General features: G+C 70.7%; 14 protein-coding genes. 7 read left to right on the forward strand and 7 right to left on the reverse strand.

Features of this window, described 5'->3' with window-relative positions; translation table 11 throughout:
* Nucleotides 1–49: 49 nt before the first annotated feature.
* Nucleotides 50–676 (forward strand): DUF1345 domain-containing protein, encoded by a 627-nt coding sequence (locus ACFWW9_RS35070; RefSeq protein WP_390386546.1) that lies wholly within the window; start codon nt 50–52, stop codon nt 674–676.
* Between the two features lie 17 nt (nt 677–693).
* Here the strand turns inward: ACFWW9_RS35070 and ACFWW9_RS35075 are convergent, their stop codons facing one another.
* Together ACFWW9_RS35075 and ACFWW9_RS35080 are read right to left on the reverse strand one after the other, a co-directional pair.
* A complete protein-coding gene (locus ACFWW9_RS35075) occupies nt 694–1,071 on the reverse strand; it encodes a hypothetical protein (protein ID WP_390386547.1) in 378 nt (125 codons plus the stop codon).
* On the reverse strand, nt 1,068–1,304 hold the full coding sequence (locus ACFWW9_RS35080; protein ID WP_390386548.1) for a zinc finger protein: 237 nt from the start codon (nt 1,302–1,304) through the stop codon (nt 1,068–1,070). The genes ACFWW9_RS35075 and ACFWW9_RS35080 overlap by 4 nt, the downstream gene beginning before the upstream one ends.
* 181 nt (nt 1,305–1,485) lie before the next feature.
* Here ACFWW9_RS35080 and ACFWW9_RS35085 point away from each other — a divergent pair, with 181 nt between their 5' ends.
* A complete protein-coding gene (locus ACFWW9_RS35085; protein ID WP_390386549.1) occupies nt 1,486–2,343 on the forward strand; it encodes a helix-turn-helix domain-containing protein in 858 nt (285 codons plus the stop codon).
* Nucleotides 2,340–2,525 (forward strand): DUF397 domain-containing protein, encoded by a 186-nt coding sequence (locus ACFWW9_RS35090; RefSeq protein ID WP_390386550.1) that lies wholly within the window; start codon nt 2,340–2,342, stop codon nt 2,523–2,525. The genes ACFWW9_RS35085 and ACFWW9_RS35090 overlap by 4 nt, the downstream gene beginning before the upstream one ends.
* A gap of 43 nt (nt 2,526–2,568) precedes the next feature.
* Here the strand turns inward: ACFWW9_RS35090 and ACFWW9_RS35095 are convergent, their stop codons facing one another.
* The 4 genes from ACFWW9_RS35095 to ACFWW9_RS35110 all read right to left on the reverse strand — a co-directional run bounded on the left by ACFWW9_RS35095 (nt 2,569) and on the right by ACFWW9_RS35110 (nt 11,311).
* Nucleotides 2,569–3,282 (reverse strand): cutinase family protein, encoded by a 714-nt coding sequence (locus tag ACFWW9_RS35095; RefSeq protein ID WP_390386551.1) that lies wholly within the window; start codon nt 3,280–3,282, stop codon nt 2,569–2,571.
* A 316-nt stretch (nt 3,283–3,598) separates the two neighbouring features.
* A complete protein-coding gene (locus ACFWW9_RS35100; RefSeq protein ID WP_390386552.1) occupies nt 3,599–5,104 on the reverse strand; it encodes a glutamate synthase subunit beta in 1,506 nt (501 codons plus the stop codon).
* Entirely contained in the window at nt 5,097–9,638 is a 4,542-nt protein-coding gene (gene gltB / locus ACFWW9_RS35105; protein ID WP_390386553.1) for a glutamate synthase large subunit, read from the reverse strand. The genes ACFWW9_RS35100 and gltB overlap by 8 nt, the downstream gene beginning before the upstream one ends.
* 377 nt (nt 9,639–10,015) lie before the next feature.
* Complete coding sequence (locus tag ACFWW9_RS35110; protein WP_390386554.1) at nt 10,016–11,311, reverse strand: erythromycin esterase family protein; 1,296 nt, start codon at nt 11,309–11,311, stop codon at nt 10,016–10,018.
* A 64-nt stretch (nt 11,312–11,375) separates the two neighbouring features.
* Between ACFWW9_RS35110 and ACFWW9_RS35115 the strand changes: the two genes are divergently transcribed.
* The gene (locus ACFWW9_RS35115; protein WP_390386555.1) at nt 11,376–11,933 is read left to right on the forward strand and encodes a helix-turn-helix domain-containing protein; all 558 of its coding nucleotides are present in this window, start codon (nt 11,376–11,378) and stop codon (nt 11,931–11,933) included.
* 69 nt (nt 11,934–12,002) lie between these two features.
* On the opposite strand, the gene dctA is transcribed toward ACFWW9_RS35115, so the two are convergent.
* A complete protein-coding gene (gene dctA, locus ACFWW9_RS35120) occupies nt 12,003–13,376 on the reverse strand; it encodes a C4-dicarboxylate transporter DctA (RefSeq protein ID WP_390386557.1) in 1,374 nt (457 codons plus the stop codon).
* A gap of 156 nt (nt 13,377–13,532) precedes the next feature.
* On the opposite strand from dctA, the gene ACFWW9_RS35125 reads away from it, so the two are divergent.
* From ACFWW9_RS35125 to ACFWW9_RS35135, 3 genes are all read left to right on the forward strand, one after another.
* A complete protein-coding gene (locus tag ACFWW9_RS35125; RefSeq protein WP_390386559.1) occupies nt 13,533–14,459 on the forward strand; it encodes a TAXI family TRAP transporter solute-binding subunit in 927 nt (308 codons plus the stop codon).
* 63 nt (nt 14,460–14,522) lie between these two features.
* Nucleotides 14,523–15,095, forward strand: coding sequence for an RNA polymerase sigma factor (locus tag ACFWW9_RS35130; RefSeq protein WP_390386561.1), 573 nt, complete (start codon nt 14,523–14,525; stop codon nt 15,093–15,095).
* A complete protein-coding gene (locus ACFWW9_RS35135) occupies nt 15,088–16,011 on the forward strand; it encodes a CU044_5270 family protein (RefSeq protein WP_390386562.1) in 924 nt (307 codons plus the stop codon). Before ACFWW9_RS35130 ends, ACFWW9_RS35135 begins: the two co-directional genes overlap by 8 nt.
* Nucleotides 16,012–16,143: the final 132 nt, after the last annotated feature.

The raw sequence follows: 16,143 nt of genomic DNA on the forward strand, positions 1-16,143 counted from the left end.
GGACGACGTCTTTCGGGTGCGGCCCCTGCCTCCCGACCGAAGGACCGTCATGAGCTTCACGCCGTCCCTGCTCCCGTCCCGGCTCATCGAGGCCGCGCTCGTCCTGCTCGGCATCCCCATCTTCTGGTCGGACGACATCGGCTGGATAGGACTGTGGGACCTCGTCGCCGTCCTCTACCTGGTCGTCCGCGTCACCCGCCTGACCCGCTCCAAGAAGGCGGGCGACGACCAGGGCGCGTGGGTCCGCAGCGCGCTGGGCCGCCGCAGCGGCACGGTCTTCACCCTGTTCACCAGCATCATCGGCATCATGTCCGGCCTGACGATCGTGCTCACCGAGAAGGGCACCGACGCCGAACTGCTGGACAAGACCGTCGCCGTGCCCGCGGTGCTGCTGGCGTGGGCGATCCTGCACTTCGGCTACGCCGAGCGGTACGCGCAGGCGTACTACGCCGCCCTGCCGGAGAAGCTGCTGGTCTTCCCCGGCACCGAGCACCCGACGTTCGTCGACTTCGCGTACTTCTCCTTCACCGTCGGCACGACGTTCGCCGTCTCCGACGTCGAGTCGCAGAACTCCGCGATCCGCCTGCGCATCATGGCGCACGGGATCCTGTCGTTCGTCTACAACACCGCGACCCTCGGCATCGCCGTCGGCGTGATCAGCGGCAGCGGCGGCTGATCAGCCCAGCGGGTTGATCAACCCAGCGGCCGCACTGTGACCGGCCGTCGCCCCGCCCGCGGGATGCGGCAGGGCGGCGGCGCGGGCATGAGGTGCACGGGCTCGTCCGGCGAACCGGGCTCGGCCAGCGTCAGCACCGCCCGCAACGTCCACACCGGACTCGCCGAGTACAGCCACGTGACCCACAACGGTTCCAGCACATCGGTTTCGGTGTCCACGGGCACGCGGAACGCCGTCGCGCTGCGCTCGTCCCGGATGATCACCACGTCCGCGCAGGACTCCCACGGCCGGTGCGCCGCGATCCACTCCGGACCCCGCGGGTCCCCGCCCACGTGCAACACCCACCGCCTGCGCCGCAACAACGTCAGCCAGTGCTCCAGGTCCGCGTCGATCACCGCGCCGACACCGGGTTGGGCCGCATCCCCGCCCGCTCACGCCACACCGCGTCGCAACTCAAACAGGTCTTCTTGTGCGGCCGGTACTGCGCCAACTGCGGGAAGTCCTCCCGCGTCAGCTCCAGTTCCCGCCCGCACAGGCTCGCGATCGACTCGCCGGGTCTCGGCGGCAACGGGTAGTCGACCCGGCTGATCGCGTGCCGAGCCCCTTCGGCGTCGTGCCAACTGAACACCGGCGACCTCCTCGCTGCGAGTGCGAACGGCGGGGATCGACCGACCCCCGCCGCCGATGAGCCGCACCGGAATCCGCGAAGAGACCACGACCCACACCACAACGATAGATGGCAATTGCACACTAGGGAATTCCTCGATCGAGTGATGCCCTAATGGGCCATCCAGCACTACGCTCACCCCATGTCGGTTACCCCAACGCCCCGCAAGAAGCGGCTCGGCCAGCACCTGCGCGCCATTCGGGAGCGCTCGCTGAAGACCACCGATGCTGTGGCCGACCTGCTGCGGGTCGACCTGGCCACGATCAGCCGCTACGAGACCGGCTACCTCCGCCCATCCTGGCCCGCTGTGCTGGCGATGCTCCAGATGTGCGACGGCACTCCCGAAGACCGTGCCCGCGCGCTGGAACTCTGGGAAGACGCGGGCCACCGAGCGGTCCGCCTGACCTTGCCCGCCGGTGCCTCGAAGGAGTTCCGCGCGTTCCTGCGCGCCGAAGCGGAAGCCGACATCATGCGGGTGCTGTCACCCATGATCGTCGATGGCCTGCTGCAAACCCCGGCCTACGCCCGCGCCATCCACGACAGCGCACACCGGTTCCGCGACCCGGAGACCAAGGTCGAGCCCTACGTCACCGCCAGGTTGAGTCGGCAGAAGCGCCTGGAAGGCCCCACCGCGCTCCAGATCCACGCCCTGTTGGACGAAGCGGTGATCAAGCGGGCGGTCGGCGGCCCCGCGGTGATGGCTGAGCAGTTGCGACACCTGCTCGACCTGGGCGAACGCCAGAACATCAAGATCCAGGTGGTCCCGTTCGGCGCGGGTGCCTACGGCAACATGTCCGGCGGCTGCTCGATCATCGGCTATGCCGACCAGGACTACGCGCCCGCTGTGTACGTGGAGCACTCGGCAGGCGGAGTGTGGGTGGAAGATGGAACCGACGTGCAGCGGTTCCAGTCGGCGTTCGACGACACCGTCGAGGCGGCGCTGGATCCGAAAGCGTCGGCCGATCTGATCCGCTCACAGCTAGGAGTGCTCAAGGAGTGACGACCAACGACACCAGGTGGCACAAGAGCAGCTACAGCGGCGGCAATGCCAACGCTTGCGTAGAACTCGACCGCCACCTCGGTCACACCGGAATCCGCGACAGCAAGTCCCCCACCGGCGAACACCTCACCATCCCCACCGAGGCGTTCACCGCGTTCCTCACCGCCGTCAAGAACGGCTGAGCGGAACCCGGCCGCGACACCGCGTCGCGGCCGGGTCCCGTCGTCAGCCGCCGACTTTGCCCACCACGAACTTCGCGGCGTCGTCGCGGTAGCGGTTCATGTAGGTGAGGTGCACGGTGGTGCTCACTCCGCTGTCGCAGAAGGTGTCGCGGGCGTCGCAAAAGGCCTGGATGCGGTCGGCGAAGCCGGCGAGCACCTTCAACTGGGCGGCGGAGCGGGGGAAGCGGCCGTCGCGGGTGGCGGTGCCGAGGTCGAACGGCTGGCCGGGGACGTGGCGGGGGTCGCCGAAGGTGGCCACGGCCGTGACGTGGCTCGCGATCGCGGCGGACAGGGGCGGGGTGGCCGCGCCCAGGCCGACGCCACCGCCGCCGCCCAGGACGTCGAGCACCACGTGCGCGCCCTGGGAGTAGCCCGCGAGCACGATCTTCTGGTCCGGGCACTGCTGGACCTGCTTGGTGAGCTGGTCCCTCAACGCGGTGATGCCCTGGCCGGAGCTGCGGGCGTAGTCGGTGAGCGTGGCCGGGTAGTCGACCGAGGCGCGGCTGACGGTCTGCTTGCTGGTGCTCACGACCCGGCTGACCACGGCGGCGGTGATGCCCTCGCCGGGGCGTTCGGTCGACGCGCGGGCGGTGATCACGTGGACCGCGGCGCAGGCCGTGCCGGGCGGGGCCGAGACGGCGTTCGCCTGGTTCGACATCACGAACACGACCCCGGCGGTGATGCCGCTCGCGGTGACGGCGGCGAGCAGGCCGACCACTCGACTTCTCGACCGGGAAGAATGGGCAGGGCTCATTTCAGCACTCCGTTTCACAGTGGACGGAAGTGGTTGTCGACGACCCTTCTGACTCACCATACGGAACACCGCGATGGGCGGTTCACCGAAACCTCACGAAACAACCGGCCGCAGAATGAATGGTCGGTCCACGAATCGAAAAAAGATAACCGCTGCTCACAGCGCCTCTACCGCAGTCGGCGGGCGCACCGCATCGGGGATTCCACCAGTGTCGAAAAAGTCGAACGGCGAAATGGCACTGCCCGGCCGCGACTCCGTTGTCGCGGCCGGGCAGCGGGTCCTAGACGACCGCCAGCGGGATCAGGTTCGGGATCACCGGGGACGGCAGGTCGGAGGAGCCGGTCAGGAAGCGGTCCACCGCGTTGGCCACGGAACGGCCCTCGGCGATGGCCCACACGACGAGCGAGGCGCCGCGGTGGGCGTCGCCGCAGACGAACACGCCGGGGGCGGTGGTCTGCCAGTCCGCGCCGCACGAGATCGTGCCGCGCGGGGTCAACGTGATGTCCAGGTCGTCCAGCAGGCGCATGTGCTCGACGCCCTCGAAACCGATGGCCAGCAGCACCATGTCGGCGGGCAGGACCTCGACCTCCTCGGACATCGGCACGACCTGCCGACGGCCGGACGAGTCCTTCTCCACCCGCACCTTGCGCAGCTTGATCTGGCGCACGTGCCCCTCGGCGTCGCCGACGAAGCTCTCGACGGCGACGGCGAACTTCCGCTCGCCCGCTTCCTCGTGGGCGGCGTAGGTGCGCAGGATCCACGGCCAGACCGGCCACGGCGAGCGCTCGTCGTCGCGCTGCGACGGCGGCATCGGGTACTGGTCGAGCTGGAGCACGGACGCCGCGCCCTCGCGGATCGCCGTGCCGTAGCAGTCGGCACCGGTGTCGCCGCCGCCGATGATCACGACGTGCTTGCCCTCGGCCGACAACGGCGAGGGGCCGTCGCCTTCCACGGCGCGGTTCGCGGGCACGAGGTGGTCCATCGCCAGGTGCACCCCGGCCAGCTCGCGGCCCGGCGTGGTCGTGTCGTCGCGGCCGCGCAGAGCGCCCACGGCGAGCACGACGGCGTCGAACTTGGCGCGCAGCTGGTCCACCGTGAGGTCGACGCCGACCTCGACGCCGGTCACGAACTTGGTGCCCTCCTTGCGGAGCTGCGCCAAGCGGCGGTCCAGGACCTTCTTCTCCATCTTGAACTCGGGGATGCCGTACCGCAGCAGGCCGCCGAGCCGGTCGTCGCGCTCGTACACGGTCACGTGGTGGCCAGCGCGGGTGAGCTGCTGGGCGGCGGCCAAGCCAGCGGGCCCGGAGCCGACGACGGCGACCTTCTTGCCGGAGGACACCGTGGACTGGCTGGCGTGCACCAGTCCCTGCTCCCACGACACGTCGGCGATGGCCTGCTCGACGCGCTTGATCGCCACCGCTCCCCCGGCGTCCGGGGTGATCGCCAGGACGCACGCCGCCTCGCACGGGGCGGGGCACAACCGGCCGGTGAACTCCGGGAAGTTGTTCGTCGCGTGCAGCCGGTCGGACGCCAACTCCCAGTCACCGCGGCGAACGAGGTCGTTCCACTCCGGGATCAAGTTGCCCAGCGGGCACCCCGCGCCACCGGAGTGGCAGAACGGGATGCCGCAGTCCATGCACCGGCTCGCCTGCGTGCGGACCTGCTTGTCGCGCGCCTCGGGTTCGAGGTCCAGGTACACCTCGCGCCAGTCCGCGACGCGCTCGTCGACGGGCCGCTTCTTCGCGTCCGCCCGGTCGTTCTTCAGAAATCCCTGCGGGTCAGCCACGGGAGGCCTCCATGATCGCCGTGTCGACGTCCCGGCCTTCCGCGCGGGCGAGCCTCATCGCTTCGAGCACGCGCTGGTAGTCACGGGGCATGACCTTGGTGAACGACGCGGACCGCCGGGGCCAGTCGCCGAGCAGCGACGCGGCCACCGCGGACCCGGTGAGCTGGTGGTGCCGGGTGACGATCTCCTTGAGCCAGCGGAGGTCGTCGGGTGACGGACGCTGGAGTTCGACCATCGCCTTGTTCACCGCGGCGGGGTCGAGGTCCAGCAGGTACGCGATGCCGCCGGACATGCCCGCGGCGAGGTTGCGGCCGGTCGGGCCGAGCACCACCGCGCGACCGCCGGTCATGTACTCGAACGCGTGGTCGCCCACGCCCTCGGACACGGCCACCGCGCCGGAGTTGCGGACGCAGAAACGCTCGCCGACCCGGCCGCGGAGGAAGATTTCGCCGCTCGTCGCGCCGTAGCCGATCACGTTGCCCGCGATCACCTGCTGCTCGGCCGCGAACGCCGAGTCCGGGTGCGGACGCACGACGACCCGGCCGCCGGACAGGCCCTTGCCGACGTAGTCGTTGGCGTCGCCCACCATCTCCAGCGTCACGCCCGCGGGCAGGAACGCGCCGAGCGACTGGCCCGCGGACCCGGTGAGGGTCACGTGGATCGTGTCGTCCGGCAGGCCGTCGCCGCCGAAGCGACGGGTGACCTCCGCGCCCAGCAGCGTGCCGACCGTGCGGTTGACGTTGCGCACCGGCAGTTCCAGCCGCACCGGGATCGCGTCCTCCAACGCGCCCTCGGCGAGCTGGAGCAGGGTGCGGTCCAGCGCGTGCTCCAGGCCGTGGTCCTGGTCGCGGACCCGGCGCTTGGCCGACGGGTACTGGGTCTCCGGCACCGCGAACACCGGCGTCAGGTCCAGCCCGGAGGCCTTCCAGTGGTCCATCGCGGGGTCGGTGTTCAGCAGCTCGGCGTGGCCGACGGCCTCGTCGATCGTGCGGAAACCCAGTGCCGCCAGGTGTTCCCGGACCTCCTGCGCGACGAACTCGAAGAAGTTCACCACGTGGTCGGCCTGCCCGGTGTACCGCTCGCGCAGCACCGGGTTCTGCGTCGCCACGCCCACCGGACAGGTGTCCAGGTGGCAGACGCGCATCATCACGCAGCCCGCGACGATCAGCGGCGCGGTCGCGAAGCCGAACTCCTCCGCGCCGAGCAGCGCGGCCACCACGACGTCGCGGCCGGTGCGCAGCGCGCCGTCGACCTGGACCGTGATGCGGTCGCGCAACCCGTTGAGCAGCAACGTCTGCTGGGTCTCGGCGAGGCCGATCTCCCACGGCGTTCCCGCGTGCTTGAGCGAGTTCAACGGGGACGCGCCGGTGCCGCCGTCGTGACCGGAGATCAGCACGACGTCCGCGTGCGCCTTCGCCACGCCCGTCGCGACCGTGCCGACGCCGATCTCGCTGACCAGCTTCACGTGGACGCGGGCCTGCTCGTTCGCGTTCTTCAGGTCGTGGATGAGCTGGGCGAGGTCCTCGATGGAGTAGATGTCGTGGTGCGGCGGCGGCGAGATGAGGCCGACGCCCGGCGTGGAGTGCCGGGTGCGCGCGATCCACGGGTACACCTTGTAGCCGGGCAGCTGCCCGCCCTCGCCGGGCTTCGCGCCCTGCGCCATCTTGATCTGGATGTCCGTGCCGTTGACCAGGTACTCGCTGGTCACGCCGAACCGGCCGGACGCGACCTGCTTGACCGCCGAACGCCGTTCGGGGTCGTAGAGGCGTTCGCGGTCCTCGCCGCCCTCGCCGCTGTTGGACCGGCCGCCGAGCCGGTTCATCGCGATGGCCAGCGTCTCGTGCGCCTCGGCCGAGATCGAGCCGTACGACATCGCGCCGGTGTTGAAGCGCTTGACGATCGAGGAGACCGGCTCGACCTCGTCGATCGGGACCGGCGTGCGGCCCTCGGTCAGCAGCTCGAACAGGCCGCGCAGCGTGCCGCCCTCGCGGGCCAGGCGCTCGACCTCCTCGGTGTACTGGCGGTACACGTCGGCCTTGCGGGTCTTAGTGGCGTGCTGCAACAGGAACACCGTCTCCGGCGTGAACAGGTGCAGCTCGCCCTCGCGGCGGTAGGAGTACTCGCCGCCGACCTCCAGCCGCCGGTGCGAGCGGTCGGTCGGGTTGTCCGGGAACGCCCGGCGGTGCCGGATCGCGACCTCCTCGGCGAGCACGTCGAGGCCGACGCCGCCGAGCTTGGACACCGTGCCGGTGAAGTACTCGTTGAGCAGGTCGTGCGACAGGCCCATGGCTTCGAACACCTGCGCCGCGGTGTACGCGCCGACCGTGGAGATGCCCATCTTGGACATGATCTTCAGGACGCCCTTGACCAGCGCGGTCACGTACTGGCGGACGGCCTTGCGGGCGTCGATGCCGGTGATCGCGCCCGTGCCGACCATGTCCTCGATCGTCTCGAAGGCCAGGTACGGGTTGATCGCCGCCGCGCCGTAGCTCAGCAGCGCCGCGATGTGGTGCACCTCGCGGGCGTCGCCGGTCTCCACGACGAGCGCCACGCGCAGGCGCTCCTTGGTGCGCACCAGGTGGTGGTGCACCGCGGAGACCAGCAGCAGCGACGGGATCGGCGCCATCCGGTGGTCGGAGTCGCGGTCCGACAGCACCAGCGTGCGAGCGCCGTTCGCGATGGCCTCCGACGCCTCGCGACGCACGCGCTCGATCGCCGCCGCCAGCGCGTCCCCGCCGCCGTCGACCTCGTAGAGCCCCGACAGCACCGTGCAGGCGAAGCCCGGCAGGTCGCCGTCGTCGTTGATGTGGATGAGCTTGGCCAGCTCGTCGTTGTCGATCACCGGGTAGTCGAGCTGGATGTGCCTGCACGACACCGGCGACGGGTCCAGCAGGTTCTGCTCCGGGCCCATCACGCGCGACACCGACGTGACGATCTCCTCGCGGATCGCGTCCAGCGGCGGGTTCGTGACCTGCGCGAAGTTCTGCACGAAGTAGTCGTAGAGCAGCCGCGAGCGCTTCGACAGCGCGGCGACCGGGGTGTCCGTGCCCATCGAGCCGAGCGGCTCCATGCCGCCGATCGTCATGGGCGCGAGCAGGATGCGCAGCTCCTCCTCGGTGTAGCCGAAGGTGAGCTGGCGGCGCACGACGGACTCGTGGCTCTGCACGACGTGCTCGCGGTCGGCGAGGTCGTCGAGCTGGAGCAGGCCCGCGTGCAGCCACTCGTCGTACGGGTGGTCGTCGGCGAGGTTCGCCTTGACCTCGGCGTCGTCGACGATCCGGCCCGCCTCGGTGTCCACCAGGAACATCCGGCCCGGCTGGAGGCGGCCCTTGGCCACGACCTGGCTCGGCGGCACGTCCAGCACGCCGGTCTCGCTGGCCAGCACGACCCGGCCGTCGGCCGTCTGCCACCAGCGGGCGGGGCGCAGGCCGTTGCGGTCCAGGACCGCGCCGACCAGCGTGCCGTCGGTGAACGTGACGCAGGCGGGGCCGTCCCACGGCTCCATCAGGCTGGCGTGGAACTGGTAGAACGCCCGCTGGGCGGGCTTCATCGAGACGTGGTTCTCCCACGCCTCGGGGATCATCATCATCACCGCGTGCGGCAGCGACCGGCCGCCCAGGTGCAGCAGCTCCAGGACCTCGTCCATCGACGCCGAGTCCGAGCCCTCGGGGTCGCAGATCGGGAACAGCCTGGTCAGGTCGCCGGGGATCAGGTCGGAGCGGAGCAGCGCCTCACGGGCGCGCATCCGGTTCCGGTTGCCGCGGACGGTGTTGATCTCGCCGTTGTGGGCCACGTACCGGAACGGGTGCGCGAGCGGCCACGACGGGAACGTGTTCGTGGAGAAGCGGCTGTGCACCAGCGCGATGGCGGACGCGAGCCGCTCGTCGCGCAGGTCGGGGAAGAACGCCGGGAGCTGCCCGGTCGTGAGCATCCCCTTGTAGACGAGCGTGCGGGCGGACAGCGACGGGAAGTACGTGCCCACGCTCGCCGCGCCGGTCTCGTGCTCGACCCGCTTGCGCAGGCAGAACGTGAGCCGGTCCAGCTCGACGCCCGTGCGGTCGGCGTCGGCGGCCGTCACGAACAGCATCGCGAAGTGCGGCACGACCGACAGCGCGGTCGGACCGACGTCGGCGGCCTCGGGGTCGACCGGCACGTCGCGCCAGCCCAGGACCGTCAGGCCCTCCTCGACGGCGATCCGCTCGGCCATGGCGACGGCCTTCGCGCGGTCGTCGGGGTCCAGCGGCAGGAACGCGACACCCGCGGCGTAGGCGTCCCTCGGCGGCAGGTCGAAGTCGACCACGGCGCGGAGGAACTCGTCCGGCAGCTGGAGCAGGATGCCCGCGCCGTCACCACTGGTCGGCTCGGCTCCCGCGGCGCCCCGGTGCTCCAGGTTCGCCAACGCCGTGAGCGCGTCGTCCACGATGCCGTGCGAACGCCGACCCCGGATGTCGGCCACCATCGCCACACCGCAAGCGTCACGCTCCGCAGTGGGGTCGTAGAGCCCCTGGGGGGCCGGGATGGCGGAGAAGATCACAGCGCAGACCTCCTTCGTCGTCCTGTGAAAGAACGATGTCCTCGTGCTCAGACCTGCTGAACGGTCTCTGGGCACGGGACGACGGTGGCCCGCGTGTTGACGCGACCTTAACAGCCGCGAAACGTGGAATCACCCTCCAATGGGTGGTCCTGCGCATGATCGCGTAACGATTCGGGCTGTCGGAACGACAGTGGGCCTACACCTCGAAATCGGTTACAGCCCGGAAGCATATCCGAGCCGATCACCCCCCGCGCGTCGATGAGAGCAGGCCGACACCAGCCCCGCCAGGGGTTCCCAGGACAACCGTACTGGTCAGAGCGGGTGCGTCCCAGTTAGCGGACGGTAACAGGACCGATCGTTCGGGTGGTTGCGGAGAGTCACACCGCCTCCGGCTCCCACTTCCCGAACGCCTCCCGGACCTCGGCGGGCGCGTGGGCCAGGGCGGCCCGGTCGGGCTCGGCCGCCGAGACGTGCGGGAAGTGCACGAGGACGTCGTAGGCCTTGCGCGCGTCCACCGGCGAGTACTGCACGCCCAGGCGCTGGTCGGGAACGGCGTCGACCACGGCGGCGTCGGCGGGCGAGAGGGTCCGCAGGTCGGTGGCGAAGAGGCCGTCGTGGGTGGCGGCCATCAGGGCGTCGAGGCTGCCCGGCCTCGGCGGTTCGAGGTCCGCGAAGAGGACGCCGTCGTAGAAGTCGGGCGCGGTGTTGAGGGTGCGGCCGGTGCCGGACGTGGTGCCGACGACCAGGTAGTCGCCGCCCAGGCGGTCGGCGAGGTGCAGGCCGACCGACGTCAGCGGGCCCGAGCCGGGCAGGCTCCCCGGCCAGCGCTGGACGTGGGCGTTGTGGGCGGTGAGGACGATCCGCTCCTCCCGTTCCAGGATCCACTCGACCGTGTCGGCGATGGCGGCCTCCCTGGCGAACATCATCGAGCGGAAGTCGCCGCGGGCCAGCGCGCGGACCATGCCGTCGAGGGCGACCGTCGTGGCCAACTCCCGGCGGGCGCGGTCGTAGGCCGTGATCGACGTGCTCCGCACCAGGTCGAGGCTGTTCGCGGTGAGGTGCGCGGTCAGGTCGGCGAGGCCGGCGGTGAGCGCGTCCCTGGTCGCGGTGTCGAGGGCCGCGTAGGCGGCGAGGGCGGCGGGCGCGGTGAACGCCGACTCGGCCGAGAAGGCCGCCGCGATCTCCCGCAGGTGCGCCCCCTGGCCGGTGTAGGCGATCACGGCGTCCAGGCCGGACAGCAGGGACGACAGCGAGCCGGGCATGTCGATCCCGTGGAAGCCGACGGGGTTCTCGGAGTGGGAGTTGTGCCCGCTCATCCACTCCAGGTGCTCGCGGATCGGCGTCCACAGGCCCATCAACGACGTGAGCCCGGCGGCCATGACCTCGTCCAGCTCGCCGTCCCCGCCGAGCACCCAGTCGTCGACCAGCGCGCCCTCGACGAACCCGGTCTCCATCGCGTGGGCGCTGAACCCGTGCCGCTCGACCAGGTAGCGGACCAGCCGGTGGCGGAACCGGAGGAACTCGGCGTTGTAGTGCGCGCTCTCGCCGATCGCCACCACCCGCGCGTCCCCGACCGCCCGGTCGAGCCACGCCAGGTCGTCCAGCGCGGCGGCCGGGTCGAGCGTGAGCAGCGGGATCACGGCCTCGTCGCTGAGCTGGGCCGATGCGTTCATGACGTCTCCCCGTTGTGGTGCATTCCCAATTTCGGGAAAGGTACCAGATGTGGGATCGTAAGGCGTGGACACGCTCGACCTGCTCCTGCACCCCATCCGGCTGCGCATCGTGCACGCCATGTCCGGCGGCCGCACCCGCACCACGTCCGACCTGTGCGCGCACCTCGCCGAGGTCCCCAAGACCACCGTGTACCGGCACGTCGGCCTGCTCGCCGAGGCGGGCGTGCTGGAGGTCGCCGACGAGCGGCGGGTGCACGGGGCCGTCGAACGCCACTACCGGCTGCGCGGCGAGCGGACCCTCGTCGACGCCGCCACGATGACCCTGGACGACCACCGGCACGGGTTCGCCGCGGGCATGGCCGCCCTGCTGGCCGAGTTCAACGCCTACCTCGACAGCGAGGGAGCCGACCCGCCCGCCGACCTCGTCGGCTACCGCCAGAGCACCTTCTGGCTCGACCGCGCCGAGCTGACCGAGATGATCGGCGACCTGCGCGACGTCTTCGTGGCCCGCATGGCCAACCGCCCCGCACCGGGCCGCACCCCGCACCTGATGAGCGCGATCTTCTTCCCCACCGACCCCGGAAACGCCTCAGGGCCACCCGAAGGCGGCCCTGAGGCGTGAGATGGCGGGCCCCACCGCCGCGCGCTGCGTGGGGGGTGTGCGCGGCGGCGGGACCCGCGGCCGGGTGGTCTAGTGGGCGCCCGCCGGGACGGCTTCGCGCTTCTCGTCCTCACCGGTGTGCTGCTGGTCGATGAGGTGGTCGACGTCCACCAGGGAAGGGTTGTCGAGCACCTCCTTCAACCGGTCCCGGTCGAGCTGGTTCTGCCAGCGGGCGATCACGAGGGTGCCGACACCGTTGCCGATGACGTTCGTGATCGCTCGGGCTTCGGACATGAACCGGTCGATGCCGACGATGAGCGCGATGCCGACCGCGGGGATGGCGCTGTTCGCCTCGAACGCTTGCAGGGAAGCGGCGAGGGTGACCAGACCCGCACCCGTGACACCCGCGGCGCCCTTGCTGGCGAGCAGCATGAACAGCAGGAGGCCGATCTGGGTGCCGATGCTGACGTCCGTGCCCGTCGCCTGGGCGATGAAGAGAGCGCCCATGGTCAGGTAGATGCACGTGCCGTCGAGGTTGAAGGAGTAGCCGGTCGGGATGGTGAGGCCGACGACGGACTTCTCCGCGCCCGCCGCCTCCAGCTTGACCAGCATGCGCGGCAGGACGGTCTCGCTGGACGACGTGCCCAGCACGATCAGCAGCTCGTCCTTGATGTAGCGCAGGAACTTCAGGATGTTGAACCCGGCGTAGTACGCCACCCCGCCGAGCACCAGGAAGATGAACAGCACGCAGGTGACGTAGAACGAGCCCATCAGCCAGGCGAGCTTGCCGAGGATGCTGCCGCCGAACTTGCCGATCGTGTAGGCGATGCCGCCGAACGCGCCGATCGGGGCCGCGTACATGACGATCTTGATGACGCCGAACATGACCTTGGCGAACGTGTCCAGGGCGGACACGACCTTCTCGCCGCGCTTGCCCATGCCCGCCACGGCAACCGCGACGAGCACGGCGATCACGAGGACCTGGATCAGCTGGCCGTCGGTGAACGCGCTGACGAACGACTTCGGCACGAGGCTGAGCACGAACCCGGTGATGCCGGTGTCGGCGCTCGACGCGTCGGCCAGGGTCTTCTCGGCGACGCTGTCCTTGATCGGGATGGTCGCGCCGTGGTGGCCGGGCTGGACCAGGTTCACCACGATGAGGCCGATGGTGAGCGCGACCAGGGTCATGGCGGTGAAGTAGAGGATCGTGCGCAGGGCCAGGCCACCGGCCTTGGCGAGGTTGCCGAGCCCGGCGATGCCCACGACGATCGTGCAGAAGATGGTCGGCGCGATGACGACCTTGACCAGCGCGACGAACAGGTCGGCCAGCCACTTCATCCCGCTGGCCTGGACGGGGAAGGCGTAACCGACGATCACGCCGAGGACGATCGAGACCAGCACCCAGAAGTACAGGTGCCGGTAGAGCGGCTTGCGCACGGCTGCTCCGGGTGGGCTGGCTGCCACGTCTCCTCCATTGGGGGCGGCTGGCGGACTGAGTTGGTTCGTGATCCTGGGCACAGGCACCCCGCGCAACAAGGAGTCCGGCGGAAACTTGGGATTCATCTGACGTAACAACTCCGCCACGCGCCGTTCACGCGGAGGGCGGCGTACGCTCCCCCCGTGTCGCCCAGCCGTCGCACCGTGCTGCTGGCCGCCCTCGCGGCCGGGCTGCCGGTGGCCGCCTGCACCTCGACCCCGACCCCCGAACTCGCCGAGCTCGTCCTCGCGACCGGGCCGGACGGGGCGGTGTTCCGCGAGGTCGGGGCGGCGTTGGCGGCGGCGTTGACCGACCAGCTCCCCCACACGCGGGTGATCGCGCGGCCGAGTGCCGCGTCGGTGGAGAACCTGCGGCTGATGAAGGAGGGCACCGCCCAACTTGGACTGTCCTCTTTGGACTCCGTGGCGGACCTCGACAGCCTGGACGGGATCAGGGCCGTGGGACGGCTGTACGACAGCTTCCTGCACCTGGTGGTGCCGGAGAGGTCGCCGATCCGGACGTTCGCGGACTTGGCGGGCCGCAAGGTGTCGTTGGGGCCCACCGAGTCCGGCACCGAGTTCACCGGCACGCGGCTGATGAAGCTGCTGGGCGTGGTGGCCGACGACGTGCGGATGGCGCACTCGGAGTCGGCCGTGCAGCTGGAGGCCGGGACGATCGACGCCTTCCTCGCGTTGACCGGGATTCCGACGCCCGCCATCAGCGGGCTGGTGACCAAGGGGTTCCCGATCCGGTTGGTGTCGTTGAAGGAACAGGCGTTGGCGTTGGCGAGCGCGTTCGCGGGGCCGTACGTGCCGGTGACGATCCCGGCCACGACGTACGGCGACCTCGGGGCGAACGACACGGTGGCGGTGCCGAACCTGCTGCTGGCCTCGACGTCGCTGTCGGACGACGTGGTGGAGATCGTGACGCGGACGGTGTTCACCGACTCGGCCCGCATCGCCGCGGGGCACCCGGAAGCCAGCCGGATCAACATCCGGACCGGCATCGCGACCGGGGGCGTGCCGCTGCACCCCGGCGCGGAGCGGTGGTTCCGGTCGGTCAAGCGCTGACCGCGTGAACCCCTTTCGCCGCTCCTGCCGATAACGGGCAGGACCCCGGCCCGAAAGGCGACCATGACACCGACCGACGCGGACCTGATCCGGCGATCACGGCAGGATCCGGAGAGCTTCGCCGCGATCTTCGACCGGCACGCCCCGCACATCCAGCGGTACCTGGCGAGACGACTGGGACGCGAGGTGGCCGACGACCTGGTCGCCGAGACGTTCCTGGTCGCGTTCGACAAGCGCCACCGCTACGACGCGGACCGGCCGGACGCGCGGCCGTGGCTCTACGGCATCGCGACCCGGCTGGTCTCGCAGCACCGGCGCGCGGAAGTCCGACGCTACCGGCTGCACGAGGCGGCGGGCCCCCAGCCGGACGTGGACTCCCACGCCGACCGGGTGGCCGCCGACGTGAGCGCGCAAGCCCTGCGCGGACGGTTGGCTGCGGCGTTGGCGGTGCTGTCGACCGCCGACCGCGACGTGGTGCTGCTGATCGCGTGGGAGCAGCTCACCTACGAGGAGGTGGCGACCGCGCTGGCGATCCCCGTCGGCACGGTCCGCTCCCGGTTGAACCGCGCCCGGCGCAAGGTCCGCGAAGCCCTGTCCACCACCGACGTTCCCGAGGAGCTGTTCAGCAATGGATGACCTGACCCTGGTGCGCGACCTGTTCGACGACACCCCCCTCCCCGACGCGGCCGCCCTGGCCCCGGCCCGAGCCCGCGTGATGGCGACCATCAGCGCCCCCGCACCGGTGCGCCTGCTGCGCCACCGGTCCCGCTTCGCGCTGGTGGGCGGCACGACCGTCGGCCTCGCCGCCGCGGTCGCCGCCGCGATCACCCTCGTCCCGCGCACCACCCCACCGGTCGAGCAGGGCACCGACGCGGTCCAGGTGCTCCGCCTGGCCGCGAACCACGTGCTGGCCCAGCCGCGTTCGGCACCGCGACCGGACCAGTTCGTCTACGCGAAGAGCGACGGCCGGGAGAGCTGGCGGTCGGTCGACGGCACCCAGGACGGCGTGCTGATCACCGACGGGAGCACCACCCCGTTGCCCGGCTGCCGCGACGGCCGCGCCGCCGTGGTGAAGGGCGACGAGATCCTGCCGGGCGTGACGGAGCCGTGCGAACCACGCCCCGCGTACCGCTCCGACCTGCCCACCACGACCGACGCGATGCTCGCCTACCTGGACGCGAACGCCAGCGGCGACCCCGGAAACGTCAACGCCAGGGGCAAGGACGTCCTCGCGCTCATCGGTGAGTCCGCGATGCCCGCCGAGACCCGCGCGGCCCTGTTCGAGGCCGCGTCGAGGATCCCCGGCCTCCAGGTGGTGCCGGACGTCCACGACGCGACGGGCAAGCCGGGCATCGGCATCACCTGGCCACCCCCCGCCGACCCGTCACCGTCCGCCTCGGTGCCCGCCTCAGCCGCCGCGTCGGCCTCGGCACGCCCGAAGCCGACGCCGATCGTGCTGGTGTTCGACGCGACGACGTACGAATACCTCGGCACCCCGCAGAACGCCACCACCGTGGTGTCCATCGTGGACCAACCAGGCCAGCGCCCTTGAGCACAACCGAGTTCGGACCACTCGCCCGAAGGTTAATCAAGCACCCCAGGCCACCGACCGGCCCTCAGCAGACGGGTCCCAAGCCCGGATCGACCACCTGCCGGGGTACTCGCTACCCCGGCAGGTGGCCGG

It is taken from the genome of Umezawaea sp. NPDC059074, assembly GCF_042738955.1.
Classification (GTDB): domain Bacteria; phylum Actinomycetota; class Actinomycetes; order Mycobacteriales; family Pseudonocardiaceae; genus Umezawaea.

Coding starts and splice junctions, on each gene's coding strand:
- ACFWW9_RS35070 (WP_390386546.1), top strand. CDS start 50: ATGAGCTTCACGCCGTCCCTGCTCCCGTCCCGGCTCATCGAGGCCGCG.
- ACFWW9_RS35085 (WP_390386549.1), top strand. CDS start 1,486: ATGTCGGTTACCCCAACGCCCCGCAAGAAGCGGCTCGGCCAGCACCTG.
- ACFWW9_RS35110 (WP_390386554.1), bottom strand. CDS start 11,311: ATGAACGCATCGGCCCAGCTCAGCGACGAGGCCGTGATCCCGCTGCTC.
- ACFWW9_RS35130 (WP_390386561.1), top strand. CDS start 14,523: ATGACACCGACCGACGCGGACCTGATCCGGCGATCACGGCAGGATCCG.
- ACFWW9_RS35135 (WP_390386562.1), top strand. CDS start 15,088: ATGGATGACCTGACCCTGGTGCGCGACCTGTTCGACGACACCCCCCTC.